General features: G+C 74.7%; 21 protein-coding genes and 3 tRNA genes. 14 read left to right on the top strand and 10 right to left on the bottom strand.

Annotation, left to right across the window (positions count from 1 at the left end; genetic code table 11):
• The first annotated feature begins 261 nt into the window (after window positions 1-261).
• Window positions 262-798 (top strand): ribonuclease, encoded by a 537-nt coding sequence (locus tag ACGF13_RS07215; RefSeq protein ID WP_392869781.1) that lies wholly within the window; start codon window positions 262-264, stop codon window positions 796-798.
• A 53-nt stretch (window positions 799-851) separates the two neighbouring features.
• On the opposite strand, the gene ACGF13_RS07210 is transcribed toward ACGF13_RS07215, so the two are convergent.
• A complete protein-coding gene (locus ACGF13_RS07210) occupies window positions 852-1,847 on the bottom strand; it encodes a hypothetical protein (protein WP_392869779.1) in 996 nt (331 codons plus the stop codon).
• Between the two features lie 112 nt (window positions 1,848-1,959).
• On the opposite strand from ACGF13_RS07210, the gene ACGF13_RS07205 reads away from it, so the two are divergent.
• Window positions 1,960-3,228: an ADP-ribosylglycohydrolase family protein gene (locus ACGF13_RS07205; RefSeq protein ID WP_392869777.1), complete on the top strand. Its 1,269-nt coding sequence runs from the start codon at window positions 1,960-1,962 to the stop codon at window positions 3,226-3,228.
• Here the strand turns inward: ACGF13_RS07205 and ACGF13_RS07200 are convergent.
• Window positions 3,218-3,952: a GNAT family N-acetyltransferase gene (locus ACGF13_RS07200; RefSeq protein ID WP_392869775.1), complete on the bottom strand. Its 735-nt coding sequence runs from the start codon at window positions 3,950-3,952 to the stop codon at window positions 3,218-3,220. The two genes, ACGF13_RS07205 and ACGF13_RS07200, sit on opposite strands and share 11 nt — an antisense overlap.
• Window positions 3,953-4,736: 784 nt before the next feature.
• Here ACGF13_RS07200 and ACGF13_RS07195 point away from each other — a divergent pair.
• The 5 genes from ACGF13_RS07195 (at window position 4,737) to ACGF13_RS07175 (ending at window position 11,766) form a co-directional block, all read left to right on the top strand.
• Window positions 4,737-5,681, top strand: coding sequence for a PAC2 family protein (locus ACGF13_RS07195; RefSeq protein ID WP_392869773.1), 945 nt, complete (start codon window positions 4,737-4,739; stop codon window positions 5,679-5,681).
• Between the two features lie 216 nt (window positions 5,682-5,897).
• A complete protein-coding gene (locus ACGF13_RS07190; RefSeq protein WP_392869771.1) occupies window positions 5,898-6,905 on the top strand; it encodes an SGNH/GDSL hydrolase family protein in 1,008 nt (335 codons plus the stop codon).
• A gap of 159 nt (window positions 6,906-7,064) precedes the next feature.
• Window positions 7,065-8,375: a deoxyguanosinetriphosphate triphosphohydrolase gene (locus tag ACGF13_RS07185; RefSeq protein WP_392869769.1), complete on the top strand. Its 1,311-nt coding sequence runs from the start codon at window positions 7,065-7,067 to the stop codon at window positions 8,373-8,375.
• Window positions 8,376-8,531: 156 nt separating this feature from the next.
• Window positions 8,532-10,439, top strand: a complete 1,908-nt coding sequence (gene dnaG / locus ACGF13_RS07180) for a DNA primase (RefSeq protein WP_392869767.1) — start codon at window positions 8,532-8,534, stop codon at window positions 10,437-10,439.
• Between the two features lie 142 nt (window positions 10,440-10,581).
• Complete coding sequence (locus tag ACGF13_RS07175) at window positions 10,582-11,766, top strand: RNA polymerase sigma factor (RefSeq protein ID WP_392869765.1); 1,185 nt, start codon at window positions 10,582-10,584, stop codon at window positions 11,764-11,766.
• Here ACGF13_RS07175 and ACGF13_RS07170 read toward each other — a convergent pair.
• The 4 genes from ACGF13_RS07170 to ACGF13_RS07155 all read right to left on the bottom strand — a co-directional run bounded on the left by ACGF13_RS07170 (window position 11,763) and on the right by ACGF13_RS07155 (window position 16,779).
• Window positions 11,763-12,917 (bottom strand): DUF2690 domain-containing protein, encoded by a 1,155-nt coding sequence (locus ACGF13_RS07170; RefSeq protein WP_392869763.1) that lies wholly within the window; start codon window positions 12,915-12,917, stop codon window positions 11,763-11,765. The two genes, ACGF13_RS07175 and ACGF13_RS07170, sit on opposite strands and share 4 nt — an antisense overlap.
• A gap of 440 nt (window positions 12,918-13,357) precedes the next feature.
• On the bottom strand, window positions 13,358-14,761 hold the full coding sequence (locus tag ACGF13_RS07165; RefSeq protein WP_392869761.1) for a glutamate decarboxylase: 1,404 nt from the start codon (window positions 14,759-14,761) through the stop codon (window positions 13,358-13,360).
• A 118-nt stretch (window positions 14,762-14,879) separates the two neighbouring features.
• Window positions 14,880-16,313, bottom strand: a complete 1,434-nt coding sequence (locus tag ACGF13_RS07160; protein WP_392869759.1) for an FGGY family carbohydrate kinase — start codon at window positions 16,311-16,313, stop codon at window positions 14,880-14,882.
• A gap of 169 nt (window positions 16,314-16,482) precedes the next feature.
• Window positions 16,483-16,779 (bottom strand): hypothetical protein, encoded by a 297-nt coding sequence (locus ACGF13_RS07155; protein ID WP_392870108.1) that lies wholly within the window; start codon window positions 16,777-16,779, stop codon window positions 16,483-16,485.
• A gap of 238 nt (window positions 16,780-17,017) precedes the next feature.
• On the opposite strand from ACGF13_RS07155, the gene ACGF13_RS07150 reads away from it, so the two are divergent.
• Both ACGF13_RS07150 and ACGF13_RS07145 read left to right on the top strand, forming a co-directional pair.
• Window positions 17,018-17,090: transfer RNA gene (locus ACGF13_RS07150), tRNA-Asn, on the top strand.
• A gap of 62 nt (window positions 17,091-17,152) precedes the next feature.
• A tRNA-Asn gene (locus tag ACGF13_RS07145) sits at window positions 17,153-17,225 on the top strand.
• 126 nt (window positions 17,226-17,351) lie between these two features.
• Here the strand turns inward: ACGF13_RS07145 and ACGF13_RS07140 are convergent.
• Window positions 17,352-18,098, bottom strand: coding sequence for a trypsin-like serine peptidase (locus ACGF13_RS07140; protein ID WP_392869757.1), 747 nt, complete (start codon window positions 18,096-18,098; stop codon window positions 17,352-17,354).
• 118 nt (window positions 18,099-18,216) lie between these two features.
• Window positions 18,217-19,068, bottom strand: a complete 852-nt coding sequence (locus ACGF13_RS07135; RefSeq protein ID WP_392869755.1) for a trypsin-like serine peptidase — start codon at window positions 19,066-19,068, stop codon at window positions 18,217-18,219.
• A gap of 189 nt (window positions 19,069-19,257) precedes the next feature.
• Here ACGF13_RS07135 and ACGF13_RS07130 point away from each other — a divergent pair.
• The 5 genes from ACGF13_RS07130 (at window position 19,258) to ACGF13_RS07110 (ending at window position 22,561) form a co-directional block, all read left to right on the top strand.
• Window positions 19,258-19,331 (top strand) — tRNA-Ile (locus tag ACGF13_RS07130).
• Window positions 19,332-19,651: 320 nt separating this feature from the next.
• Window positions 19,652-20,599: an SPFH domain-containing protein gene (locus ACGF13_RS07125; protein ID WP_392869753.1), complete on the top strand. Its 948-nt coding sequence runs from the start codon at window positions 19,652-19,654 to the stop codon at window positions 20,597-20,599.
• Between the two features lie 9 nt (window positions 20,600-20,608).
• Window positions 20,609-20,836 (top strand): hypothetical protein, encoded by a 228-nt coding sequence (locus ACGF13_RS07120; RefSeq protein WP_392869752.1) that lies wholly within the window; start codon window positions 20,609-20,611, stop codon window positions 20,834-20,836.
• 37 nt (window positions 20,837-20,873) lie between these two features.
• On the top strand, window positions 20,874-21,542 hold the full coding sequence (locus tag ACGF13_RS07115) for a GPP34 family phosphoprotein (protein WP_392869750.1): 669 nt from the start codon (window positions 20,874-20,876) through the stop codon (window positions 21,540-21,542).
• 107 nt (window positions 21,543-21,649) lie between these two features.
• The gene (locus tag ACGF13_RS07110; RefSeq protein WP_392869748.1) at window positions 21,650-22,561 is read left to right on the top strand and encodes a 1-aminocyclopropane-1-carboxylate deaminase/D-cysteine desulfhydrase; all 912 of its coding nucleotides are present in this window, start codon (window positions 21,650-21,652) and stop codon (window positions 22,559-22,561) included.
• An 84-nt stretch (window positions 22,562-22,645) separates the two neighbouring features.
• Here ACGF13_RS07110 and ACGF13_RS07105 read toward each other — a convergent pair whose 3' ends face one another.
• Window positions 22,646-24,226, bottom strand: coding sequence for an LCP family protein (locus tag ACGF13_RS07105; protein ID WP_392869746.1), 1,581 nt, complete (start codon window positions 24,224-24,226; stop codon window positions 22,646-22,648).
• Between the two features lie 119 nt (window positions 24,227-24,345).
• A complete protein-coding gene (locus ACGF13_RS07100) occupies window positions 24,346-24,810 on the bottom strand; it encodes a MarR family winged helix-turn-helix transcriptional regulator (RefSeq protein ID WP_392869744.1) in 465 nt (154 codons plus the stop codon).
• Window positions 24,811-24,903 lie beyond the last annotated feature (93 nt).

Genomic DNA, 24,903 nt, shown 5'->3' with positions numbered 1-24,903 from the left:
TCGCCCGCGCGCCCCGGGGGGGTGGGTTCCCCCCGGCGGGCGCCCCGGCCCCCCCGGGGTCGGGCCCCCGGCGGGGCGCCCCCCCCCCCGGGGCCCCGCCCCCCCCCGGCCGTACGTCTTCCCCGCTCGGCCGTACTTCCGCGCACGGGCCGGGGCACGGACCGGCCCCGGGCGCGGCACGGCCGACGCACCGGCCGGTGTGGCGGCGGCCACGTGTGTAGCTGTGCCGGCGCGGCCCGGCCGCCTGCCAAGCTGGAGCGCATGACCAACCGCAGAAACCCGCTCGTCGTCGTGGCCGTGCTGATCCTGGCGGTCCTGGCCGGGGTCGGGTACCTCCTCACCGACAAGGGGAGCGGCCACCCCAAGGCCGCCGCGAACTCCACCGCGGCCGCCACCGCCGGTCCTTCGACGTCCGGGTCCTCGGCGCCCAAGCCCTCGGCCCCCAAGCCGACCCCGCCCCCCGGGGGCGCCGCGGCCCCCGCCCCGGCCGGCACCTGGGTGCCCACCGACTCGGCCCTGGCCGACGTCTGCCGCAGCAAGCTCCCCAGCCAGGCCGTGGACACCCTCACCCTGATCGCCAAGGGCGGGCCCTACCCGTACAACCGGGACGGCATCGTCTTCGAGAACCGGGAGAGCCGCCTCCCCAAGAAGGCCGGCGGCTACTACCACGAGTACACCGTGGTCACCCCGGGGTCCGACGACCGCGGCACCCGCCGCGTGGTGACCGGCGACGCCGGAGAGCAGTACTGGTCCGCCGACCACTACGCCACCTTCCTGGAGATCGACTCCCGCTGCTGAGCGCGGCCGCGTAGGGCCCCACCGCGCCCGCCACCGCTCACCGCGCCCGCCGCTCACCGCGCCCGCCGCCAGGTGATCCGGGGGTGCGGCGGGTGCGGGCCGGTGGTGACCAGGGCGGTCAGCTCGTGGAGCACCGGGGACGGGTCGCGGCGGAGCTGGGCCGGGGTGGTGCGGACCACCGGGAGGCCGGCCGCGGCGAGGCGGTTGGCGCGGGCCAGGCCCCGTTCGTGCTCGGCCGGGCGCAGGTGCCAGGCGCGGGAGTCGATCTCCAGGGCCACGCAGGCGTGCGGCCAGTAGGCGTCCGGGACGGCGAGGAAGCGGCCGTCCAGAAACAGCACCGGGTTCCACAGCGGCTCCGGGAGACCCGCGTGCGCCAGCACCTCGCGGGCCTCGCCCTCCACCACCGACCGCACCCCGACCGTCAGGTCCTCCACCACCTGGGCCACCTGGGGCAGCCCGAGCGCGCCCGGGCGGGACAGCAACTGGTCGAGCAGTTCGCCGAGTTCGCAGTGCCGGCGCTGGACCGCCTCCGCGCACAGCGCCCGGAACCGGCGCTGCCCGGTCTCCTTCGGCGCGAGGTCCGCCAGCGCCCGGGCGACCGTGGTGCTCCACAGCCCGTCGTTCCGCTCGAAGCCGCCCGGCATGGCCCCGGAGGCCCGGTGGATCCGGACGAACTCCCTGTCCCCGACCCGCCGTTGAGTCGGGATCAGGATGTCGACGGAGTTCAGGTCGGCCGGGTGCCCGGCGCTCGGCAGCCCGGCCTCGGCCAGCACCGCGAAGCCGGTCAGCAGCACCTCGCCGGTCCGCGGCTCGCGCCCCTTCGGCGTCGCGTACGCCAGTGCCGCCCGCATCTTCTGATGGAACGTCAGTCGTCCGCTCTGGAGGCAGATCACCCGGGGCAGCACCTGTTGCCAGGGCCCGCCCGGCCGCAGCCGGTGGGCGATGGTGCCGGAGGGCACCCCGAGCCGGCGCAGCTGTGCCCGGGTGGCGATGTGCTGCTGGTCGGCGCCCAGTAGGGCGACCGGGTCGATGGGGTGTGCGCGGGTCATGTCCCGGTGCCTGCCCGCCCGGATCGGAGGTATGCGAAACATCCCCCGTCGGTGGGGGTGGCGGTCACGGGTGTTGACGGACCGGCAGCTCAGCCGCTGAGCTGGAGTCCATATGACCATTCCATCCACGCACGCCGGCCCCGCGCTGGACGCGCTCCTCGGCCTCGCCGTCGGCGACGCCCTCGGCGCCCAGTTCTTCGTCCCGGAGACCGCCCGGGCCCACCTCGCCGACCGCACCGAACCCCCCGGCCCCTGGCCCTGGACCGACGACACCGAGATGGCCTGCTCGGTCCACGCCGCCCACACCGAGCGCGGCGCGATCGACACCTTCGACCTCACCCACGCCTTCGCCCTGCGCCACGACTTCGACCGCGGCTACGGCCCGGCCGCCAACCGCCTGCTGCGGCTGATCCGCGAGGGCGGCGACGCCGAACGGCTGGCCGCCGCACTCTTCGACGGCCAGGGCTCCTACGGCAACGGCGCCGCGATGCGGGTCGCCCCGCTCGGCGCCGCGTACGCCGAGGACCCGAAGGCCGTGGTGGGCCCCGCCGCCCGCACCGCCCTGATCACCCACACCCACCCGCAGGCCGTGGACGGCGCGATCGCGGTCGCGGTGGCGGCCGCGTACGCCGCGCGGACCCGCACCCGGCCGATGACGCCGGACCGCTTCCTGGAGGCGGTGGCCGCCCTCACCCCGAACGGCGCCGTCAAGGACGGCCTCCGGGAGGCCCGCGGACTGCTCGCCGGGGCGGATTTCCGGCTCGCCGCACGGATGCTCGGCAACGGCAGCCGCACGTCCGCGGCCGACACCGTCCCGTACGCGCTGTGGTGCGCGGCCCGGAACCCGGCCGACTACCGCGCCGCCGTCCGGGACGCGATCGCGGCCGGCGGCGACATGGACACCGTCGCCGCGATCACCGGCGGGGTGGTCGCCGCGCACACCGGCACCGCGGGCATCCCGCGCGGCTGGCTGGACGCCTGCGAACCGCTGCCGGACTGGGCGTTCCCCGAGCCGGGCAGCGTCCGGGCGGCCGGTGAACCGCACCTGACGCCGATCAGCCTTCCCCGCCCGCACCCGGTGCCCGACCTGCTCTGGTCGGACGCCGACTGGGAGCGGATCAGGCGCGGCCTGCGGGCCCGGGACGCGGACGAGCGCTGGGTCGCGTTCACCTCCGAGGGCGTCCTGCACCTGCACCGCAGCGTGGGCGGCGCGGAGATCTACCGGGTCCGGGTGGCCCGGGTGCGGGGCGGCTGGCGGCCGACCGAGGTGCTGGTGGAGGCCGACCCCGGCCGCCACCGCGGCTGGGACGACCACACCGTCCTGCCGGTCGTCCTGGGCCTGGCGCGGTCCGGCTACGGGCTGCCCGGCCTCAGGCCGTGATCATCAGCTGCCCGGTGCCGCTGCCGCCCTGTCTAAGGCACTCCTGGTTGATCGCCGGATCCGGGGCGCTCGGCGAGGTGGCGGCGGCGATCCGCAGCTCGATGATGTCCCGCACGGCCGGCCACTCGTCGTCGAGGATCGAGTAGAACGCGGTGGAGCGCACCACGCCGTCCAGCCCGCGCGAGTGCGCCCGGCGGACGCCCTCGGAGGTCGCGCCGAGCCGCTCGATGGCGGTGCGCGAGCGCAGGTTGCGGGCGTCCGCGCGCAGCGAGATCCGCTGCACGCCCCAGGTCTCGAAGGCGTGGCGCAGCATCAGCAGCTTGGCCTCGGTGTTGATGCCGGTGCCCTGGGCGCGCGGCGAGAGCCAGGTGTTGCCGATCTCGGCCGCGTCCGGGACGGCCGTGTCCGGGTCGCCGAACGGGACCCCGGGCGTGGGCGGCCACACCAGCGGGCCCCGCCAGTAGTCGAGTTCCAGGAACCGGGTGGAGCCGACGACCCGGCCGTCGGCGACGCTCACCGTCGCGAACGGCAGCGACCGGCCCGCGGCCTGGTCGGCGAGCGCCCGCGCGACGTAGTCGCGGGCGGCTTCCAGACCGTGCGGGACGGGGGTGAAGGCGTAGGTCGTACGGTCCTCGGCGCCGGCCTCGGCGATGGCCTCGGCATGGTGCGCGGCAAGGGGCTCCAGCCGCACGGTGCGGCCGGTGAGGATGACAGGTACGGGCACGGAACCTTGGTCCTTCATCGGTCGGAGGGTGCCTCCCGTGCCGGGGTGCGGCGCGGGGTGCTCTGGGCTGGGTACGCCTGGGCCCGGGTCCGCCGGCCGGGTGCCCGCGCACGCCGGAGGTCCGGTCGAACGGGGTGGGGGCGGCGGCCCGGAACGGGCGGCGCGGGTGCCGGAACGGGCACGGGTCCTCGGACCGGTCCGGCGGGAAGAGCGAGGGGACAGTGTGCGTCCGCGAAATGGCCGAGAAGGGTACGAGAGCGCGAAGGGAAGCAGGCGGCCAGGTGAAGGCAAGATGCGTCGTGGGTGGCTGGCCGAGCACCGGACCGGGACGTGGCCGACGGCGTTACGGACGACGTGACGACGACGCGACGATGCGAGGCAGCGAGAGGACGATACCCGCCAGAAGGCGGTGCGTCACTTCGCGGCACGCGAATGGCCGCGCGGGCCGTTTCCGGACCCCGCGGACGGGCCCGTTCCGGGGGCGTGACCAGGGGCTCTTCCCCCGGGTGCGATCATGGTCCGGAACGGTCGCCGGAGGCGTTCGGACGAGCCCTCCGAAGGGCCGTCGGACGGGCTCCGGAGCGGTCCTGCGGCCGGATCGTCCACCGGCCCTGGCCAGGAACCGGGGCGGGGCCGGGCCGGGTCCCGGACCGGGCGGAAACAGGACGGACCGGGGGCGGAAACGGTCCGGTGGCCGGGGACGGGAATTCCGGCGGCGCCCGGCACGCTGAAAAGACGAGAAGCCGGTCGACCGGGACGAGCAGAGAACGGGGTTGGGTGCGCGGTGCGGGACTTCCAGGCGCTGTACGAGCTGGACCAGCAGGGCGTGGCCGCCGTCGCCGCGGCCAACGAGCAGTTGCGCGACACCGGTGCCGGTCTCGTGCTGCTCCAGCACTTCGAGGGCTTCATGGACGCCGGGGAGGCCGGCGGCCAGGTGGTGGCCCACCTGCTGGAGACGGGCTCGCCGCTGGTGGTGGCCCGCTTCGACCACGACCGTCTGGTGGACTACCGGGCCCGGCGCCCCGCGATGGTCTTCGACCAGGACAGCTGGACGTCCTACGACCCGCCGGAGATCCTGCTCCAGCTCGTCCACGACGCCGCCGGCGCGCCGTTCCTGCTGCTCACCGGCCCCGAGCCGGACGTCGAGTGGGAGCGCTTCGCGCGCGCCGTCCGCGAGCTGGTGGAGCGGTTCGAGGTCCGGCTCTCGATCGACTTCCACGGCATCCCGATGGGCGTGCCGCACACCCGCCCGGTCGGCATGACGCCGCACGGCAACCGGCTGGACCTCGCCCCGGGCTACCCGCAGTGGTTCGAGCAGGCACAGGTCCCGGGCAGCGCCCAGGCGCTGGTGGAGTACCGGCTGGCCGAGGCCGGGCACGACGTCCTCGGCTTCGCCGTGCACGTCCCGCACTACGTGGCCCGCTCCGCCTACCCGGCGGCGGCCGTGCAGATCCTGGAGGCGGCGCAGTCCGCCACCGGTCTGGTGCTGCCCGGCACCCAGCTGCGTGAGCGGGTCGCCGAGGTCTACGCCGACATCGAGGAGCAGCTGTCCCAGGGCGACAGCGAGCTGCGCTCGGCGATCCGCGGCATGGAGGGCCAGTACGACGCGGTGGCGGGCGCGGAGGGCCGGGAGAGCCTGCTGGCCGAGCCGGTGGACCTGCCCTCGGCGGACGAACTGGGGCGGCGCTTCGAACAGTTCCTGGCCGAGCACGAGCGCGGCGCGGAGTAGCGCGGCAGCCGTACCGGCCCCCCGCGCGGCCACGACCGCGCGAGGGGCCGGAGCAGGACGGGCCCGGGGGTCGGATTCCGGCCGGTTCGGGCCCGCCGGGAGACGAATCGCCCGGGGCGGGAGTCATCGGCCGGGATCGTTCGTTGGCCCCTGGTGTGCCCGGGGGACGGGCCGCCGTGAGGAGCCGACCGTGACCCGCATCCCCGGGGGGAGACCATGCCGAGGACCGCACGCCCGACCATCGCCCTGACCGTCGGACTGACCGCAGCGCTGCTGGCCGGCTGCACCGACGACGCCGGCTCGGACAGCCGGAACAACGGCGCCGCGGGCGCGACGCCCGCCCGCGCGCAGGCCGGCGCGCCCTCGTCGCCGACCGCCGCCCCGCCGCCCACCGGCCCGTACGTCGCGCTCGGCGACTCGTACACCGCCGGGATGAAGATCCCACCGCAGGTCGGCGAGCCGGGCGGCTGCTCCCGCTCCGGGGCCAACTACCCGTCCCTGGTGGCGAAGGCGCTCTCGCTCGGCGCCGGGCAGTTCAGGGACGTCAGCTGCAGCGGCGCCCGCACCGGGGACCTGACCGGCCCGCAGAAGGTCGCCGACGGCACCAACCCGGCCCAGCTGGACGCGCTGACCGCGGACACCCGGCTGGTCACCCTGGGGATCGGCGGCAACGACGCGGGCTTCATGGAGGTCGTGACGGAGTGCGCCAAGGACAACCTGGTGGACATCCTCAAGGGCGTGATCACCGACAGCGCGGAGCGGATCAGCGACTCGCCCTGCCGGGACCACTACGCGGCCGGCAACGGCACCGACGAGGTCCAGCGCAAGGTGGACGCGGCCGGTGACCGGCTCGGCCAGGTGCTCCAGGACGTCAGGAAGCGCTCACCGAAGGCCAAGGTCTACGTGATCGGGTACCCGGGACTGCTCCCGGCCGACCCGGCGAGCTGCCTGCCGGTGCTCGGCAACGCCGTGCCCGCCGCCGACCTCGGCTTCCTGGTGGAGAAGCAGCAGCAGCTCAACGGCATGCTCAGGAAGCGCGCCGAGGCGGCCGGCGCGGTCTTCGTGGACCTCGCCGGGCCCTCGTCCGGGCACGACATGTGTGCTGGGGAGGACCAGCGCTGGGTGGAGCCGCCGCTCCCGGCCCGGGGGCTGGCGCCGATCCACCCCAACGCCAAGGGCCAGGAGGCGGTGTCCGGGGTCGTCCTGAAGGCGATCAGGGGCTGAGGACGCCGACGGCTGCCGCGGCCCCGGCACGACCGGGGCCGCGGCGAGGGCCCGCAGTGCCCGTAAGGGGTGCGTGGGCGAGGGTTCACGCTCCCGTCCGCGCTCCTTCGTGCGCGGCACACCCGGCGTGTCGGGGGCCGGGCGTACCGTGAGAGCCATATGGACGACACCACGCACCGCCTCGCCGCCCCGATCCCGTACGACCGCTCCGCCGAGGCCCGCTGGGTCCCCGAACCCGACAAGCGCCCGGGCCGCACGGCCTTCCAGCGCGACCGCGCCCGGGTGCTGCACTCGGCCGCGCTGCGCCGGCTGGCCGGCACCACCCAGGTGGTCGCCCCGATGCAGAGCGACTTCCCGCGCACCCGGCTCACCCACTCCCTCGAATGCGCCCAGGTCGGGCGGGAGTTGGGTGCCGCCCTGGGCTGCGACCCGGACCTCGTGGAGGCGGCCTGCCTGGCCCACGACATCGGCCACCCGCCGTTCGGCCACACCGGCGAGGAGGCCCTCGACCAGGCCGCCGAGGCCTGCGGCGGCTTCGAGGGCAACGCCCAGTCGCTGCGCATCCTGACCAGGCTCGAACCCAAGCGCTTCGCGCCCCGGGAGGAGCAGCCCGCCGCCCGGCTCGCCCCCTGGCCGGGCCGCAGCGTCGGCCTCAACCTGACCCGGGCCGCCCTCGACGCCGCCACCAAGTACCCGTGGACCAAGGGCGCCCACCCCACCGACCCGGCCTCGCCCAAGTACGGCGTCTACGCCGACGACCTGCCGGTCTTCCGCTGGCTGCGGGCCGGCGCCCCGGTCGGCCGCAAGTGCTTCGAGGCCACCGTGATGGACTGGTCCGACGACGTGGCCTACTCCACCCACGACGTCGAGGACGGCCTCCAGGCCGGCCACATCGACCCGGCCGCCCTGCGCGCCCCGAGCGAGCGCGCCGAGCTCTTCAAGGTCGCCGAGCGCTACGCCGGGGACGCCGAGCCGGAGGAGCTGACCGCCGCCCTGGACCGGTTGCTCGCCCAGGAGTGGTGGCCCAGCTCCTACGACGGCACCGCCCGCGCCCGGGCCGGGCTCAAGGACCTCACCAGCCAGCTGATCGGCCGCTTCTGCCTGGCCGCCGAGCAGGCCACCCGCGCCCGCTACGGCCCCGGCCGGCTCACCCGCCACGGCGCCGAGCTGGTGGTGCCGAGGGACGTCCGGCTGGAGTGCGCGGTGCTCAAGGCGGTGGCCGTCCGCTACGTGATGCAGCGCGACGAGCAGGCCCAGCTGCGGGCCCGCCAGCGGATCGTGATCGCCGAGCTGGCGTACGTCCTCACCCAGCGCGCCCCCGAGGGGCTGGACCCGGTGTTCGCCGCCATGTACCGCGAGGCCGAGGACGACCGCGCCGCCCTGCGCACGGTCATCGACCAGATCGCCACCCTGACCGACGCCTCGGCCCTGGCCCTGCACGCCAGGCTCGTCGGCGCCGCCTGGGCGTAGCCGCCCCGCCCCGGCCGGCGCAGCCGGAAAGCCCGGCCGCCCCAGTGGACCCGCTCGCCCTCTCTCCTCCCTCCCCCCGCCGGGAGGCGCCCCCGGCCCCACCGGGCCGTCCCCCGGCGCAGCCGGAAAGCCCGGCCGCCCCAGTAGACTTCCGGGGTGGCCGGGCGGATCAGGGACGAAGACGTACAGGCGGTGCGCAGCGCACTGCCGATCGACGCGGTGGTCGGCGACTACGTACAGCTGACCAACGGTGGCGGCGGCGAATACAAGGGCGTCTGCCCCTTCCACGACGAGAAGTCCGCCTCCTTCTACGTGAACCCCGCCAAGGGCGTCTTCCACTGCTTCGGCTGCCAGGAGAACGGCGACACCATCGCCTTCCTGATGAAGATCGAGCACTTCACCTTCGCCGAGGCCGTCGAGCGGATGGCCGCCCAGGCCGGCATCACCCTGCGCTACGAGGAGGGCGGCTACAGCCCGCGCCACCAGCAGGGCGAGCGGACCCGGCTGGTCGAGGCGCACAAGGTGGCCGCCGCCTACTACCGGGAGCAGCTGGCCTCGCCGGAGGCGGAGATCGGCCGCCGCTTCCTGGCCGAGCGGGGCTTCGACGAGGAGGCCGCGACGGTCTTCGGCGTCGGCTACGCCCCCGCGGGGTGGGAGCACCTGGTCCGCTACCTGCGCGGCAAGGGCTTCACCGACAAGGAGATCCTGCTGGGCGGCCTCGCCTCGCAGGGCCAGCGCGGCGGCCTGATCGACCGCTTCCGGGGCCGGCTGGTCTGGCCGATCCGGGACATCGCGGGCGAGGTGGTCGGCTTCGGCGCCCGCCGCCTGCGCGAGGACGACAACGGTCCCAAGTACCTCAACACCCCCGAGACGCCGATCTACAAGAAGTCCCACGTGCTGTACGGCATCGACCTGGCGAAGAAGGAGATCGCCAAGTCGGGCCGCGCGGTGGTGGTCGAGGGCTACACCGACGTGATGGCCTGCCACCTGGCCGGGGTCACCTCGGCGGTGGCCACCTGCGGTACCGCCTTCGCCGAGGACCACATCAAGATCATCCGCCGGCTGCTGATGGACACCTCGCAGTACCGGGGCGAGACCGTCTTCACCTTCGACGGCGACGCGGCCGGCCAGAAGGCCGCCCTGCGCGCCTTCGAGGACGACCAGAAGTTCGCCGCCAAGACCTCCATCGCGGTCAGCCCGGGCGGCATGGACCCGTGCGAGCTGCGCCTGGCCCAGGGCGACGAGGCGGTCAAGCACCTGATCGACAACCCGGTCCCGCTGTTCGAGTTCGCGCTGACCTCGGTGGTGGCCCGGCATCGGGTGGACACCCCGGAGGGGCGTTCGGCGGCGCTGGAGGAGGCGGCCCCGATCGTCGCCAAGATCAAGGACCGCTCGATCCAGCACGAGTACGCCGTCCGGCTGGCCGGCATGCTCGGCATCCTGGACGAGCAGTTCGTCGTCCGCCGGATCTCCCAGCTGGCCCGCTGGGACCGCGAGCGCCAGCAGAACCCGCGCGGCGCGGCCGCCCAGCGCCGCCCCGAGCCGGTCCAGCCGCAGCGCCCCGCGCAGCCCGTCTTCCGGCTCAACCCGCGCGACCCGGCCCAGTTCGTCGAGCGGGAGCTGCTCAAGCTGGCGCTCCAGCATCCGGACCTGGTCAGCCCGGCCTTCGACCACTACGGCGACGACGAGTTCCCGACCCCGCCGTACACCGCCGTCCGGCAGGCCGTCGCCAAGGCCGGCGGCGCCGCGTACGGGGCGACCCTGCCCGACTTCACCAGCGCGGTGCGCGAGGCGTCCCCGGACGACCGGGTGCGCTCGCTGGTCACCGAGCTGACGGTCGAGCCGGTGCGCTCGCGCCGCAAGGCGGACGCGATCTACGCGGGGGAGTTCCTGGTCAAGCTGCGCCTGCTGGCGGTGGACCGGCGGATCACCGAGGTCCGCGGCTACCTCCAGCGGCTCGGCCCCCGGGCCGAGGCCGAGCAGCTGCACGCGGTGCAGACCGAGCTGTGGCAGCTCCAGCAGTACGGCCAGCAGCTGCGCAGCCGGGGTGCGGCGGCGCTGTAGCGCCTCCCGCGGACCACCACGGGACCCGCACGCAGAAAGTCGGCGCACGAGTCTCGGCCACGGAGTGTGGCGTACCGCACACTGGAGGGCGTCCCACCTCCGTACAGCGCGGGTCCGCCAGAGTCGCGCCCGCCCCGAGGGGATGCCCGTGGAGCAAGGCGTCGTCGCAGCGACCACCACCAGTACGAGAGCGAACCAGGCCGGGCGGCAGGGGGCCGGGGAGCAGGAGACCCACCACAGCCGGGCCGGGGCGGCACCCCCGGACGGTGCCCGGGTCCCCGCCAAGGGCGTGCCGGAAGGCCACCCGGACGGCCCGGACCCCGGGCCGGGGTCCGAACCCGGGGTCGAGCCGGGCTTCGACGCGCGGGCCGGGGCCGAGGACCAGGACGAGCGCCGCGGGCCCGTCGACGACACCGGGCCGGCCGCCGACCTGCTGCGCCAGTACCTGCGCGAGATCGGCCGGATCCGGCTGCTCACCGCCGAGGAGGAGGTCGAGCTGGCCCGCCGGGTGGAGGCCGGCGTCTTCGCCGAGGAGCGGCTGGACGGCGACCCGCCGCCGCCCGACCCGCTGGCCGGCGAGCTGGACGCCCTGGTGGTGCGGGGCCGGATCGCCAAGCGCCGGCTGATCGAGGCGAACCTGCGGCTGGTGGTCTCCGTCGCCAAGCGCTACGTCGGCCGCGGGCTGACCCTGCTGGACCTCGTCCAGGAGGGCAACCTGGGCCTGATCCGGGCGGTCGAGAAGTTCGACTACACCCGCGGTTTCAAGTTCTCCACGTACGCGACCTGGTGGATCCGACAGGCGATGAGCCGGGCGCTGGCCGACCAGGCCCGGACGATCCGGGTGCCGGTGCACGTGGTCGAGCTGATCAACCGGGTGGTCCGGGCGAAGCGCGCCCTGCTCCAGGAGCGCGGCCTGGAACCGACGGCGGCCGAGATCGCCGCCACCCTGGAGCTGACCGAGGAGCGGGTGCGCGAGCTGCTCCGGCTGGCCCAGGAGCCGATCTCGCTGCACACCCCGGTCGGCGAGGAGGACGACGTCGCGTTCGGGGACCTGATCGAGGACGCCGACGCCGCCTCGCCCGCCGAGTCCGCGACCTTCCTGCTGCTGCGCCAGCACCTGGAGGCCGTCCTGGCCACCCTGGGGGAGCGGGAGCGCCAGGTCGTCCAGCTCCGCTACGGGCTGGACGACGGCCGCCCGCGCACGCTGGAGGAGATCGGCGCGGTGTTCGGCGTGACGCGGGAGCGGATCCGCCAGATCGAGTCGAAGACCCTGGTCAAGCTCCGAGACCACGCCTACGCCGAGCAGCTGCGCGGCTACCTCGACTAGGAGGCGGGCTGGGACGGGCCCGCAGACTGGGACGGGCCCGCCGGCTCGGCGGGAGTCACCGGTTCGATGGGCGCCGCCGGTTCGGTGGGCGCCGGGGCGGCCGGCGTGGCCGGGGCCGGGGTCGTGGGGGCTCCCGCGCCGGCGCCCGGCGGGGGAGAGGCCGCTCCGATCGGGATCGGGGTGGAGGCCACCACCGCGGCCAGGTCGGCGACCACCGCGGTGCAGTCGTGCCCGGCCGGCTGGTACCCGCAGACCTGGAAGGTGACGGCCGGGTCCGCCGCGTTCAGCATCGGCGAGTAGTTGTCGTAGCCCCAGTGGATGAGCGCCGTCTCGCTGTCGCCGTTGCCGTCGGTGATCGTGGCGTAGTCCTTCGGCTGGCCCTCGGTGATGGCCGCCCAGGCGGCCCGGCAGGTCTGGCTGTACCGGAGGTAGACGACCACCTTGCCGATCACCTGGGTCTGCAGGGTCCGGGCGTCCTTGCCGCAGCCGGTGGTCTTCGGGTCCTTGTGGGCGCAGCCGACGCCCTGGCAGGCCGGATCGCTCTTGGCGGTGGCAGCGGCGGCGGTGGGCGACACGGCCGGCTCGGCGGCCGCCGAGGCCTGCTCGTCGTGCCGGTTGAACCGCAGGCCCACCAGCACCAGCAGCAGCGCCAGCACGGCCGCGCCGGCGAGCAGCGCCGCCGGGCGCCGCCACCAGGCGAGGGGGGCGGGTCCCGGCTCCTGCCCGGACACCGCTGCCTCGTCGGCGGGTTCCTCCGCGGGGGCTTCCCCGGCGCCCGGGGGCTCCTCGGCGACGGCCGGCCGCTCCAGGCCGCCGCCCTCGCTCCCGCCTTCGGCCCTGCCCGCGTCCGCGTCCGCGCCCATGGCCACTGCCGGGGCCACCGTCGCCGGCTCCGCCACCGCCCGGCGCCACAGCGCCCGCAGCTCGGCCCCGTCGCAGTCGACCGTCCCGACCAGCGCCTCCAGCGCCTGCTCGGTGACGATCCGTTTGCCGTTGAGCCAGCGTTCCCAGGAGGCCCGGCTGTAGTGCGTTCGGGTGGCCAGCTCGGACAGCGAAAGCCCGGCGGCGTCCTTGATCGTCCGGAGCTCCTCCGCCAGGCGTCGGGCGGGCTCGGTCAGCTCCTCGGGCAGCTGCTTCCAGGCGGAACCCACTGCGGCGCTCCAAACTCGAGAAACGGGGGGCGGGGAACGGGTGAGCGACGGGGTCCGGGCCCGGGCCGTCCGGCGTCCGCGCTTCTCAAACCTGACCGTCCTGCCGTCCCAAACCCCAGGTCACGGCGCTGAGACGGACGGAAGTGTCTCACAACCCCCGGAGGCGCTCGAACATTCACGTGATCGTCGTGCAGAGTTCTCTGGCCGATGCGGTTCGCCCGTCGGCGAACGGTTCGGACACCGATCGACGACACGTCGTCGGTCCGCATCCGGTCCCGGTCCCCCACCGGGCCGGGGCAGCCTCGCGGGGGGAGGCTGCCCCGGCCCGACCGGGACGCTCCGGCGGGGAGGGCGCTTCACTGCCCCTCCCCGCCGTGACCTCTCCCCGGGCGTGCGGACCGGGCGTGCGGACGGGGCGTGCGGACGGGGCGTGCGGACGGTCAGTGGTGGAAGCCCGGCCGGGGCGGTACCCCGAGTTCCTGGAGGGGGACGGGCTGGCGCCGCAGCTCCGGCAGCAGCCGGTCGAGGTCGGCCAGCAGCAGGTCGGCGAGGTCCCGGGAGAAGCCGTTGCGGCAGACCACCCGGAGCACCGACAGGTCCTCCCGGTTCGCCGGGAAGGTGTACGCGGGCACCTGCCAGCCGCGCTCGCGCAGCCGCCGGGAGACGTCGAACACGTCGAACGGGAGGCCCTCCTCGGTGGTGAAGGCGAACACCGGCAGCTGGTCGCCCCGGGTCAGCAGCCGGAAGCCGTCCATCTTCTCGATCTGCCCGGCCAGGTAGGTGGCGACCTCGCGGCAGGCGCCCTGGACGGCCTGGAAGCCCTCCCGGCCGAGCCGCAGGAAGATGTAGTACTGGGCGACCACCTCGGCGCCGGGGCGGGAGAAGTTGAGGGCGAAGGTCGGCATCTCGCCACCCAGGTAGTTGACCCGGAAGACCAGTTCCTCAGGCAGCGCCGCCTTGTCGCGCCAGAGCGCCCAGCCCACGCCCGGGTACACCAGGCCGTACTTGTGGCCGGAGGTGTTGATCGAGGCCACCCGGGGCAGCCGGAAGTCCCAGACCAGCTCCGGGTCGAGGAAGGGCGCCACCATGCCGCCGGAGGCGCCGTCCACGTGCACCGGGACGTCGATGCCGGTGCGCTCCTGGAAGGCGTCCAGGGCCGCGCAGATCTCCGCGACCGGCTCGTACGAGCCGTCGAAGGTGGATCCGAGCACGCCGACCACACCGATGGTGTTCTCGTCGCACAGTGCGACCGCCTGTTCGGCGTCCAGGTGGAAGCGGGTGCCCTCCATCGGCGCCAGCCGCGTCTCGATCTCCCAGAAGTTGCAGAACTTCTCCCAGCAGACCTGCACGTTGGCGCCCATCACCAGGTTGGGCCGGGCCCCGGCGGCGTAGCGGTCGGCGTTGCGGCGCGTCCACCGGCGCTTGAGCGCCATGCCGGCCAGCATGCAGGCCTCGCTGGAGCCGGTGGTGGAGCAGCCGACCGTGGCGTCCGGGTCGGGGGCGTGCCAGAGGTCGGCGAGGATCGCCACGCAGCGCCGCTCCAGCTCGGCGGTCTGCGGGTACTCGTCCTTGTCGATCATGTTCTTGTCGAGGCACTCGGCCATCAGACGGGCGGCCTGGGCCTCCATCGAGGTGGTGACGAAGGTCGCCAGGTTGAGCTTGGCGTTGCCGTCCAGCATCAGCTCGTCGTGGACCAGCTGGTACGCGGTGTCGGCCGCGACCGGGCCCTCGCCGAGTCGGTGCAGCGGCGGGGCCAGCTTCATCGAGCCCAGCGGGTCGGCGATCGTCGGGTACGGGCCGATGCTCAGCCGGCGGTCGCCGCCGGCTCCCTTGTGCAGCGCCATGGCGTCCTGCCGTCCTTCGCGTCGGTGGGCGTGTCCCGTCCCACGCTGCCACCGGCCACCGGGTGACGCATCTTCACCGGCTGCTTCGAGCCAGGGGCGGGCCGGCCCCGCCCGGGGGTCAGGCCGAGGTCTCCGGGTGGATCTGGTCGCGGGCGGCCCGGTACTGCTGACGCACCGCCGAGCCGATTGCCAGGTCCTGCTCCCCGTCGGGCTCGACGGTCTCCGCGTCCGGCAGCTCCCAGGCCGGCGGCTCCGGGGTGCCCGCCAGCGCCCAGGCGGCCTGCCGGGCGGCCCCGCGGGCGGCGTGGGCGCCCGGCGGCGGCACCACGACCGGGACGCCGAACAGCATCGGCGCGATGTGCCGGACGGCGGGCAGCCGCCCTGCGGTGCCGAGCAGGAACACCCGCTTCACCGCGACGCCCCGGGCGCGCAGCACGTCGAGGGCGTCGGCGATGTTGCACAGCATGCCCTCGACGGCGGCCCGGGCCAGGTGCTGAGGGGTCATCGCCTCCGCCCGAAGGCCGGTCAGGGTGCCGGCCGCGTGCGGCAGCGCGGGGGTGCGCTCGCCGTCCAGGTACGGCAGCAGCACCAGACCGTAGGCGCCGGGGGTGGAGTGCAGGGCGAGGTCGCTGAGGCCCTCCAGGTCCCGGCCGAGCAGGGCGGCGGTGGAGCGCAGCACCTGGGCGGCGTTGAGGGTGGCGACCATCGGCAGGTGCCGGCCGCTGGCGTCGGCGAAGGAGGAGACCAGGCCGGAGGCGTCCACCACGGCCTCCTCGTGCACCGCGAAGATCGTCCCGGCGCTGCCGAGCGAGACCACCGCGTCGCCCGGGCCGAGGCCCAGGCCCAGCGCGGCGGCCATGTTGTCCCCGGTGCCGGCCGAGATCAGCAGGCCCTCGGGGGTGTGCCCGGCGGGCTCCGCCGGGGGCAGGACGTCGGGCAGCCGGAGTTCGTGGCCGAGCGCCAGCTCCACCAGGTCCTGCCGGTACTCGCCGGTGATCGGCGACCAGTAGCCGGTGCCGGAGGCGTCGCCGCGGTCGGTGGTGCGGCGCTTGGGGTGGCCGAGCAGCTGCCAGACCAGCCAGTCGTGCGGCAGCAGCACCTCGGCGACCCGGCGGGCGTTGGCCGGCTCGAACTCGGCCAGCCAGCGCAGCTTGGCGATGGTGTACGTGGGGGCGGGCACGGCGCCGATCGCGGCGGTCCAGGCGGCCGCGCCGCCGAAGGCGTCCAGCAGTTTGGCGGCGGCGCCGCTGGAGCGCGGGTCGTTCCACAGGATCGCGGGCCGGACCTGCACCCCGCCGGCGTCCAGGCCGATCATCCCGTGCTGCTGGGCGCTGACCCCGATCGCCCGGACGCCCTCCAGCAGGCCGCCGGTCGCGGCGTCGCCGAGCGAGTGCAGCCAGACCTGGGGGTCGGCCTCGCCCGGGCGCAGGTCCTGGTCCTCGGGGACGGGATGGGGCGCCTTGCCGGAGCGCAGGACGGCTCCGGTGTCGGCGTCGCACGCCACGATCCGGGTGCGGTTGGTCGAGCTGTCTATCCCCGCGACGATGGCCATGCCGAGATCATGCCTCAGCCGGACCCGGGACGCGTCCGGGCCGGGCGGGCCGTTGCCGCTTCGCGACCCCGGGTGGGGTTTCGCTTCGCCCTGTGGTCACCGTCCCGTCACGGACGGGAGGTAGGCCGCCGGGGACGTGTGTCACGTGACACACGTCCCCGGCGCGCCGTCACGGGCGGAACGTGCCCCAGCCGTCGTCCTCCGTCCGGGAGCGGTTGAGGTACGGCACCCGGTCGGTGACGGCGTTCGGCAGCCGGTCGCCGACCCGGTCCGCGACCGCGCCGGCCGCCTTCCCGGCCACCGCTCCGGCCTGCTGCCGGGCCCGGTCGGTCGCGCCCTGGACCGCGGGGTTCCGGGCGATCTGCCGGGTGACCTTGGCGATCTGTTCGTAGCGCTGGCGCCCGGCCCGCGAGCCCAGGACGTAGCCGGCCGCGAAACCCGCGGCCAACGACAGCTTCCACATGATCGGATCCACCCTCTCCTGGCGGCTTCTGCCGCATTGCCCTACCCGTCAGTCGGGACGGCGAACCGTCCGCGCCCCAGCATCCCCGCCCCCGTCGGCGGGCGCGCGCGGGGCGCGCCGGGCGGCAGCTGGGCGGCAAGCCGGGAAAGCGATTGGCGGACCACCCCCCCGAGTGCGCTAATGTATGTCCCGCAGCGAGCGCCGAGGAGCCCGGGAGACCGGGGGCCGAAGCGGAAGCCGATCCCCCATAGCTCAATTGGCAGAGCAGCCGACTGTTAATCGGCAGGTTATTGGTTCGAGTCCAATTGGGGGAGCTCGGGAAGAGGTCCCTTCGGGGTCCGGTTCCCGTCCGTGGTACGGAAGTCGAGTGCCGCGATCCCGCATAGCTCAATTGGCAGAGCAGCCGACTGTTAATCGGCAGGTTATTGGTTCGAGTCCAATTGCGGGAGCTGCACCGGGTCCGCCCGGTGACTGCTCAGAGCGAAGGCCCCTCGGTCGACCGGGGGGCCTTCGTGTTTCCGTCGTCCGGTCTCGCGGAGTGACGTACGCGACACCGCCCCCGGCGGGTCGCCGGGTCAGGTGGTCGCCTTCCGGTAGAGGTCGGCGACCCGCTGGTCGAAGGCGACGCTGTACGAGGTGCCGGGGGTGTCCCCGCCCTCCTGGTAGCCGCCGATCACGCCGACCACCGCGCCGTTCGCGGTGACCCACGGGCTGCCGCTGGTGCCGTCGGTGTAGCCGCCGCAGTCGAAGCGCTCCTGGGTGGGGCTCTGCGGGCTGGTCCGGACCGCGCAGGTGATCGGCTCGTCGCTCTCGTTCGGGTAGCCGGTGACCGAGACGGACAGCCCGAAGCCCTGGCCGGTGCCGAGCGGGTTGCCGCCGACCGTGTCCTCGATCTCCCGGCCGTCGAGCATGCCCACCGTGACGAAGGCCACGTCGTACTCGGGGTCGTCCTCGGTCGCCCAGCGCGGGTCCACCGTGATCGCCTTCACCGGCCAAGTCCCGTACGGGGTGTACCCGTTGCGGTAGCCGGGGGTGAACACCAGGCCGTCCAGCAGGCCGATCCGCCGGCTCTGCACGCAGTGCGCCGCGGTGACCAGCAGGTTGCCCCGGGGGCTGTGCACCACGCTCGCGGTGCAGGCCCGCGGGCCCTGCGCGGTGCGGATGGAGAGGGTGCCCACCCGGTCCCCGGTCGGGCTCTGCTGCGCCACCTCGGCGGTGGGCGCCCCGTCCTGCCCGCCGCACGCGGTGCCGACGGCCAGCAGCAGGGCGGCCAGCGCGGCCGTTCGAGCCGTGCGCGCGGGCCGGGCCGGGCGGGGGGCCATCGGGGCTCCGTCTCGTTCCTCGGGGCGGGCACCGGGGCCGTGCGTTCCGCCGTTCGTGAGGAAGATCTACCAGGCCGTGCCCGGCGGCGCCACTGCCGCGTGTCGGGCCCGCCGCCGGTCACCCGGTGGCGCGGTCGTACAGGGCCTGGACGCGGTCGCCGAAGTAGCTGCTGTACGAGGTGTCCGGGCTGTTGCCGCCCTCCTGGTAGCCGCCGATCACGCCGACCACGGTGCCGGTCCTGGTGGCCGGGTCGAAGTCGGTGACCCAGGGGCTGCCACTGGTGCCGCCGGTGTAGTCGGGGCAGTCGATCCGCAGCTGGGTGGGGCTCTGCTGGGTGGTGGTGTTGGAGCAGGTGATCGGGACGCCGCTGCTGCTCGGGTAGCCGGTGACCTTCACCGGGAGCCGGTAGCCCCGGTTGACGCCGAGCCGGTTGGCGCCGAGCACCTGTTGGACCTGCAGCCCGTTCTGCGCCTGGACGATCGCGAAGGCGACGTCCGCATCCGGGTCGGCGTGGTCGTTCCAGCCGTCGTCCACGGTGACGGCCAGCAGTGGCCAGACGCCGCTGGGGGTGTCGCCGTCGCGGTAGCCGGGGACGAAGACCAGGTCGCTGCGCCGGCCGAGCCTGGGGTCCCAGACGCAGTGGGCGGCCGTGACGACGAGGTTGAGCCCGGCGCTGTCGACCACGCTGGCGGTGCAGAAGTGGTCGCCGTCGGCGTTGCGCGTGAACACCGCGCCGACCAGGCCGTTGAGCACGGTGGGCTTGGCGGTGCGGGTGACGCCGGTGTGCCGGTCGGCCGCGCTCCTGAGCCGCTGTCGGTTCCAGCCGTGGCTGTCGGCGGAGGCGGCGGTGGGCGGCGCCGAGGTGACGGTCGGGGCGCTCCCGCCCGGCCCCGCCGCGGTGGTGCAGCCCGCCGCGGTCAGCACCAGTGCGAGCGCCGCGGCCGCCGCTCCCCTCCCGCGTGTCGTCATCCGTCCAGGCTGCCCCGGACGGACGCCCCGCCGCCACCCGGGCTGGGCCGACCGGGAGTCGAGCACCGTCGCGTACCCAGCTGCGCCCCCGGCGCGCACCACGGGTGATCGACCGGCTATGCTGCCCGGGACGGCCTCGCTGGGGCCGTCTGCTGCTGCCGTGCCGACGACCGGCGCGTGCGGCGAACCGGGGCGGTAGCTCAGCCGGTTAGAGCAGGGGACTCATAATCCCTTGGTCGTGGGTTCGAGTCCCACCCGCCCCACCTTCTCGATGTGCGACGAGCGTCGTACGAGCCTTTCGCGGGCGGGCCGCCGAGTCGGAGCCCCGCCGCCCTTTCACCGCCTGCGACGTCGCAGAGTCTAGGCCGCGGCCATCCCCTTTCCCGGGTGGCGCGCCGGAATTCACCCGCCCGTGGGCATCGGCCCCGACCCTCCCTGACGCCTGTCCGCCGCCTCCCCGCGGCGCTCTTCCCCCTTTCCCCGTTGCCGGACGCTGGCGCCGTGCGCGCAAAAAGTGATATCACTTTGACAGCTGAAGCGGGCACCCGCGCAGCGGACATCACCATTGGGGGGAGTCGGTCCCATGACCACACCGCGTTCCACCGTCGAGGACGGCCCTGTCCTGGACCTCCCGGTCCCCAACTTCACCGAACGGGCCATCACCGGGGCGGCCGGCCTGCCGGTGCTCGGCGGCACCCTGCTCGGCCTGCTCGCCGGAATCGGCTCGTTCGTCGTCGGCGCGGCCCAACTGTCCGTGAAGGCCAACGGGTTGGGCATCGCCCTGGTGGTCGTCGGACCGCTGCTGGTGCTCGGCTCGGTGCTGCTGATGTGCGGGCTGACGGTGGTCTCGCCCGGCCAGGCCCGGGTGGTCCAGCTGCTCGGGCGCTACCGCGGCACCGTCCGCGCCGAGGGCCTGACCTGGCTGAACCCGTTCACCAGCCGGCGCCGGATCTCCACCCGGATCCGCAACCACGAGACCGAGACCACCAAGGTCAACGACGCGGACGGCAACCCGATCGAGATGGCCGCCGTGGTGGTCTGGCAGGTCGAGGACACCGCGATGGCGGTGTTCGAGGTGGACGACTACGCCGACTTCGTCGCCATCCAGACCGAGACGGCCGTACGGCACATCGCCACCAGCTACCCCTACGACGCCCACCACGAGGGTCAGTTGTCGCTGCGCGACGGCGCGGACGAGATCGCCCGCAAGCTCTCCGCCGAGATCTCCGCCCGGGTCGCCTCGGCCGGGGTGCGGGTCATCGAGTCGCGGATCACCAGGCTCGCGTACGCTCCGGAGGTCGCCCAGGTGATGCTCCAGCGCCAGCAGGCCGGGGCCGTGGTGGCGGCGCGCAGGCTGATCGTCGAGGGCGCCGTCGGTATGGTCGAGGAGGCGCTGGACCGGCTCGCCGAACGCGATGTCGTGGACTTGGACGAGGAGCGCAAGGCCGCCATGGTGAGCAACCTCCTGGTGGTGCTCTGCGGCGACCGCGGCACCCAGCCCGTCGTGAACACGGGCTCCCTCTACCAGTAAGGCGAGGCCTTGGCGACGGAACGGAAGAAGATCCTGTTGCGACTGGACCCTTCAGTTCACGACGCGCTGGCCAGATGGGCCGGGGACGAACTGCGCAGCACCAACGCCCAGATCGAGTTCCTGCTCCGCCGCGCCCTCACCGACGCGGGACGGATGCCCAGCGGCGCGGCCAGGCTTCCCCGGCGCGGCCGCCCCCCCAAGGAGAGCCCGGAGAGCGGCGAGTCCGGCGAGGACTGACCGCGGGCCGGGGCTCAGAGAACCTTCGGAGACCGAGATGGACCTGCCCGACAACCTGCCCGAGAAGCTGTACCTGCTCGCCTACGACCCGCGGCGCGAGCGCACCACCCGGAACTCCTCGCTCAACCTGCTGCTCCAGGCGGCGGCGCTGACCGAGCTGCTGCGCCGGGGCCTGTTGTACGAGGAGGGCCGCAAGGCTGTCGCCCGGGTCCGCGGCGGCGCGGCCGAGGAGGGCCTCGACCCGTACAGCGCCCGTTTGTTGGGCCAGATCAGGGAGAGCCGGCCGCACAGCTGGAACTCCTGGGTCAGCCGCGCCAGGAGCACCGGCCGCGACCAGCCGGTCCGCCGGGTCCGGGACGGTCTGGCGGACTCCGGCCGGCTCACCCTCCGGTCGCACCGGGCGGCCGGGCTGTTCCCGGTGACCCTGGTCACCCTGGCGGACCCGGGGGTCCGCGAGGCGCTGGCGGCCTCCGTCACCGGGGCGCTGACCGGGCCGCTCAGCCGGGTCGACCCGGCCGACGCGGCGCTGACCGCCCTGGTCGCGGCGGGCCGGCTCGGCTCGGTCCTGAACGGCAGGCAGCGCCGGGAGCACCGGGGCCGGATCGCGAAGCTGACCCCGGCGGCCGGCCCGGTCCCGCGCGCGCTCGGCACGGCGCTGGCCTGGCGGATGGCGGGCCACGCGGCGGAGAGCGCGGCCCTGGGCTGACGGGCCGTCCGCGGGGGAGACGGCCCGCAAGAGGGCGCGGAGCCCGGTCACCGGTCCGGTGGCCGGGCTCCCGGCCGTCCGGGCGTACCGGCCCGTAAGCTGGCCGGATGCTCGAACCCGCCCTGCTGCCGACCCCGCTGGTGGACTGCACCGACGAGGCCTACGCCCGGGCCGGGGTGGAGTTGCGGCTGAAGCGGGACGACCTGCTGCACCCGACCGTCCCCGGCAACAAGTGGCGCAAGCTGGCGCCCAACCTGGCCGCCGCCGTGGAGCAGGGCCACACCCGGCTGCTGACCTTCGGCGGCGCCTACTCGACCCACCTGCGGGCCGTCGCGGCCGCCGCCGGGGCGCTCGGACTGGAGAGCGTCGGGCTGGTCCGCGGCGAGGAGCTGGCCGACCGGCCGCGCAACTGGTCGCTGCGGGCCGCCGAGGCGGCCGGGATGCGGCTGGAGTTCCTGACCCGGGCCGAGTACCGGGAGGCCACCGGCCGGGCCGAGGGGGAGCACGGCACGGACGCCCTGCTCCGCCGCTGGGGCCCCTGCCTGGTGCTCCCGGAGGGCGGCTCCAACGCGCTGGCCGCCGTCGGCGCGGCCGCGATCCCGGCCGAACTGCCCGGTCTCGGTGAGCGGGACGTGGTCTGCTGCCCGGTCGGCACGGGCGGCACCCTGGCCGGCATCGCGGCCGGCCTGCCGGCGGGCGCCCGGGCGCTCGGGGTCGCCGTGCTGCGCGGCGGCGAGGGCTACCTGGAGGCGGAGGTCACCCGGCTGCACCGGGCCGCGTACGGGCGGGGGTTCGACAACTGGCGGATCGACCACGCGCACCACGGCGGCGGCTACGGCAGGGTCCCGGCCGAACTGGCCGCCTTCGCCGAGCGGTTCGAGCGCCGCCACGGCATCCCGCTGGAGCGCCGCTACGTCGCCAAGCTGCTCGCCGCGCTGGCCGACCTGACGGCGGACGGCGCCTTCCCCCGCGGCACCCGCCTCACCGCCGTCGTCACCGGGCTGCCGGATCCGCGGTAGGGCTGCCTCGGCTCCGACGCGGACGGCCCGCGCTCCCGCCGTTCGGCGGGGAGGGCGGGCCGTCCGTCCGGCGGGAGGGCGCGATCAGCCGAAGGTCAGGTTCGCGCACGGGTCGGTGTCGGCGTTGCGGGTGTTCTCCGCTATGCCGGTGGGGATGCCGCTCGGCAGGCCCGGGGCGGTGCCGGGGGTGCTGCCGGCGGTGGTGCCCGGCGTGGTGCTGCCGGGGACGGCACCCGGGGTGGCGGCGGCCGGGACGCCGGGCTCCGGGCTCGGGGCGGCCGCCGGGTCGATCCGGGTGCCCGCCGCGCGGTAGTCGGCGCCGAGGGTGACGGTGATCGCCTCCGTGCCGGGCTCCTCGACCGTGGTGGCGCCGGGGAAGAGCGCCGCGACCTGGTCGGCGGTGGCCTTCAGCGCGGGGTCGTAGGCGACCCGGGTGGTCTGCCGCCCGGCGGAGGTGTGGCCCAGCGTGACGTTGCGGAAGCCGCGCGCCTTGAGGGTGTCGGCGCCGGATCCGGCCAGGCCGGGCGTGCCGACCCCGTTGACCACCGTGATCGGCGCCGCGGCCTGCTCCGCGGTGAGCGGGGTGCCGGGGGCCGTCGCGGCGGCGCCCGGGTCGGCGGTGGGGGAGGAGGCCGCCTGGCCCGTCCCGGAGGTGCTCTGCCCGTCCAGGGTGCGGTCCTCGCGCAGCAGCTTCCAGAGGGTGTCGGCGTCCGGCTGGACCAGCCGTACCCGGTCGCCGGCGAAGCGCCAGGGGGCGGTGACGAAGGAGACGTCGGAGAGCTTGATGTCCTGGATCGAGTGGGCGAAGTCCACCAGCTTCATCGCGGTGCCCAGCCCCTCGTCCACGGTGAGCGACTTGGTGGCCGCGTCGGCCAGCGGCAGCAGGGTGGGCAGTGAGAAGCCCTGGCCCTGCACCTTCTTGATCATCGAGGAGAGGAAGGCCTGCTGACGCTTCATCCGGCCTATGTCGGAGTTGTCGCCGATGCCGTGGCGGGCCCGCAGGTAGTCCACCGCGGACTGCCCGGAGAGCTTCTGGAGGCCCTTCTTGAGGTGTATGCCGTACTCGTTGACGTCGTTGGGGACGCAGGCGTCCACGCCGCCCACGGCGTCGGACATCGCGGCCGCGCCCTTGAAGTCGACCACGACGGTGTGGTCGACCCGCAGTCCGGTGAGCTTTTCCACGGTGTTCTGGGTGCAGGCCGGGTTGCCCTTCTCGGCCAGGCCCACGGTGAAGGCGGAGTTGAACATCTGGTCGGTCTTCGGCGCCGTCCAGGTGCCGTTCGGCAGCTTGCAGGACGGGATGGTGACCAGGGTGTCGCGGGGGATCGAGACGCCGACGGCGTGCTTGTGGTCGGCGTAGACGTGCACCAGGATCGCGGTGTCCGAGTGGCCGACGCCTTCGTCGCCGCCGCCCAGCGAGTCGTTGCCCTCGTCGCGGGTGTCCGAGCCGAGCAGCAGCACGTTGACCGGTACGGAGGCGCCCGGGCTTGCCGGGACGGGGGCCGGCGGGCGCTCGGTGGCGACGCCGCCCGGGTCGAAGGTGGTGATGTTGTTGTCCAGCCGGTGGTAGAACCAGGCTCCGGCGCCCACCACCGACAGCACCAGTACGGCGGCCAGGCCGATGGCGGTCCGCAGGTAGCGGCGCCGGCGCGTGCTGCTGCTCATCCTCCGTGCCCCCCGTCTTCAGGTCTCTCGCGTTCGATGTTCGAACGTTAGACGTTCCGGGAGGCGGTTCGGTTACCCCCCCGGGGCCTACGAGCAGCCCCGGGGTCCTGTGATGCTGGTCACGCGCCGGGGCCGGAGGCGCCCGCGAGCATCCTGCGGAGCAGGTCGCGCAGCGCCGTCCGCTCGTCCGGGCCGAGCGCGGCCAGCGGCTCGCGGGCGAAGTTCAGCGACTCGCGGAGCTCCTCGGAGGCGGCCGAGCCGGTGTCGGTGGCGGCGACCAGCTTGACCCGGCGGTCGTGCCGGTCGGCCTCGCGGGTCACGAAGCCGCGGGATTCGAGCCGGTCGACGATGCCGGTGATGTTGGAGGGCTCGCAGCTGAGCGTCTGGGCGATCTGGCGCATCGGCATCGGCCCGCGCCGCAGCAGGGCGAGCACCTTGGCCTGGGCGCCGGTGAGCGAGCGGGCGGCGGCGGCGTCCTCGTACTCGCGGTGGAACAGCGCGACCAGGTTGGCCATCAGGTCGACGACCTCGCGGGTGATCTCGTCGGGCTGCGGCGCGGCGTCCTCGATCGGCTGGGTGTCCATGGTCGAGAGTCTACCTGAAAAGTTGACAACATGAACCTTTCATGCCCATCGTTACTTCAGTTGCTCAACCTTTCAGGCGTTCGAACTTCATTC

The organism is Kitasatospora sp. NPDC048286 (assembly GCF_043201735.1).
Taxonomy (GTDB): domain Bacteria; phylum Actinomycetota; class Actinomycetes; order Streptomycetales; family Streptomycetaceae; genus Kitasatospora.
This window is presented reverse-complemented; position numbering and strand designations above follow the sequence as displayed.

What these genes read in the sequence shown, in the direction of transcription:
- ACGF13_RS07175 (WP_392869765.1), top strand. Translation starts at nt 10,582, where the DNA reads ATGCCCGTGGAGCAAGGCGTCGTCGCAGCGACCACCACCAGTACGAGA.
- ACGF13_RS07140 (WP_392869757.1), bottom strand. Translation starts at nt 18,098, where the DNA reads ATGGCCCCCCGCCCGGCCCGGCCCGCGCGCACGGCTCGAACGGCCGCG.
- ACGF13_RS07100 (WP_392869744.1), bottom strand. Translation starts at nt 24,810, where the DNA reads ATGGACACCCAGCCGATCGAGGACGCCGCGCCGCAGCCCGACGAGATC.
- ACGF13_RS07125 (WP_392869753.1), top strand. Translation starts at nt 19,652, where the DNA reads ATGACCACACCGCGTTCCACCGTCGAGGACGGCCCTGTCCTGGACCTC.
- ACGF13_RS07135 (WP_392869755.1), bottom strand. Translation starts at nt 19,068, where the DNA reads ATGACGACACGCGGGAGGGGAGCGGCGGCCGCGGCGCTCGCACTGGTG.
- ACGF13_RS07210 (WP_392869779.1), bottom strand. Translation starts at nt 1,847, where the DNA reads ATGACCCGCGCACACCCCATCGACCCGGTCGCCCTACTGGGCGCCGAC.
- ACGF13_RS07160 (WP_392869759.1), bottom strand. Translation starts at nt 16,313, where the DNA reads ATGGCCATCGTCGCGGGGATAGACAGCTCGACCAACCGCACCCGGATC.
- ACGF13_RS07215 (WP_392869781.1), top strand. Translation starts at nt 262, where the DNA reads ATGACCAACCGCAGAAACCCGCTCGTCGTCGTGGCCGTGCTGATCCTG.
- ACGF13_RS07205 (WP_392869777.1), top strand. Translation starts at nt 1,960, where the DNA reads ATGACCATTCCATCCACGCACGCCGGCCCCGCGCTGGACGCGCTCCTC.
- ACGF13_RS07110 (WP_392869748.1), top strand. Translation starts at nt 21,650, where the DNA reads ATGCTCGAACCCGCCCTGCTGCCGACCCCGCTGGTGGACTGCACCGAC.
- ACGF13_RS07105 (WP_392869746.1), bottom strand. Translation starts at nt 24,226, where the DNA reads ATGAGCAGCAGCACGCGCCGGCGCCGCTACCTGCGGACCGCCATCGGC.
- ACGF13_RS07190 (WP_392869771.1), top strand. Translation starts at nt 5,898, where the DNA reads ATGCCGAGGACCGCACGCCCGACCATCGCCCTGACCGTCGGACTGACC.
- ACGF13_RS07115 (WP_392869750.1), top strand. Translation starts at nt 20,874, where the DNA reads ATGGACCTGCCCGACAACCTGCCCGAGAAGCTGTACCTGCTCGCCTAC.
- ACGF13_RS07185 (WP_392869769.1), top strand. Translation starts at nt 7,065, where the DNA reads ATGGACGACACCACGCACCGCCTCGCCGCCCCGATCCCGTACGACCGC.
- ACGF13_RS07165 (WP_392869761.1), bottom strand. Translation starts at nt 14,761, where the DNA reads ATGGCGCTGCACAAGGGAGCCGGCGGCGACCGCCGGCTGAGCATCGGC.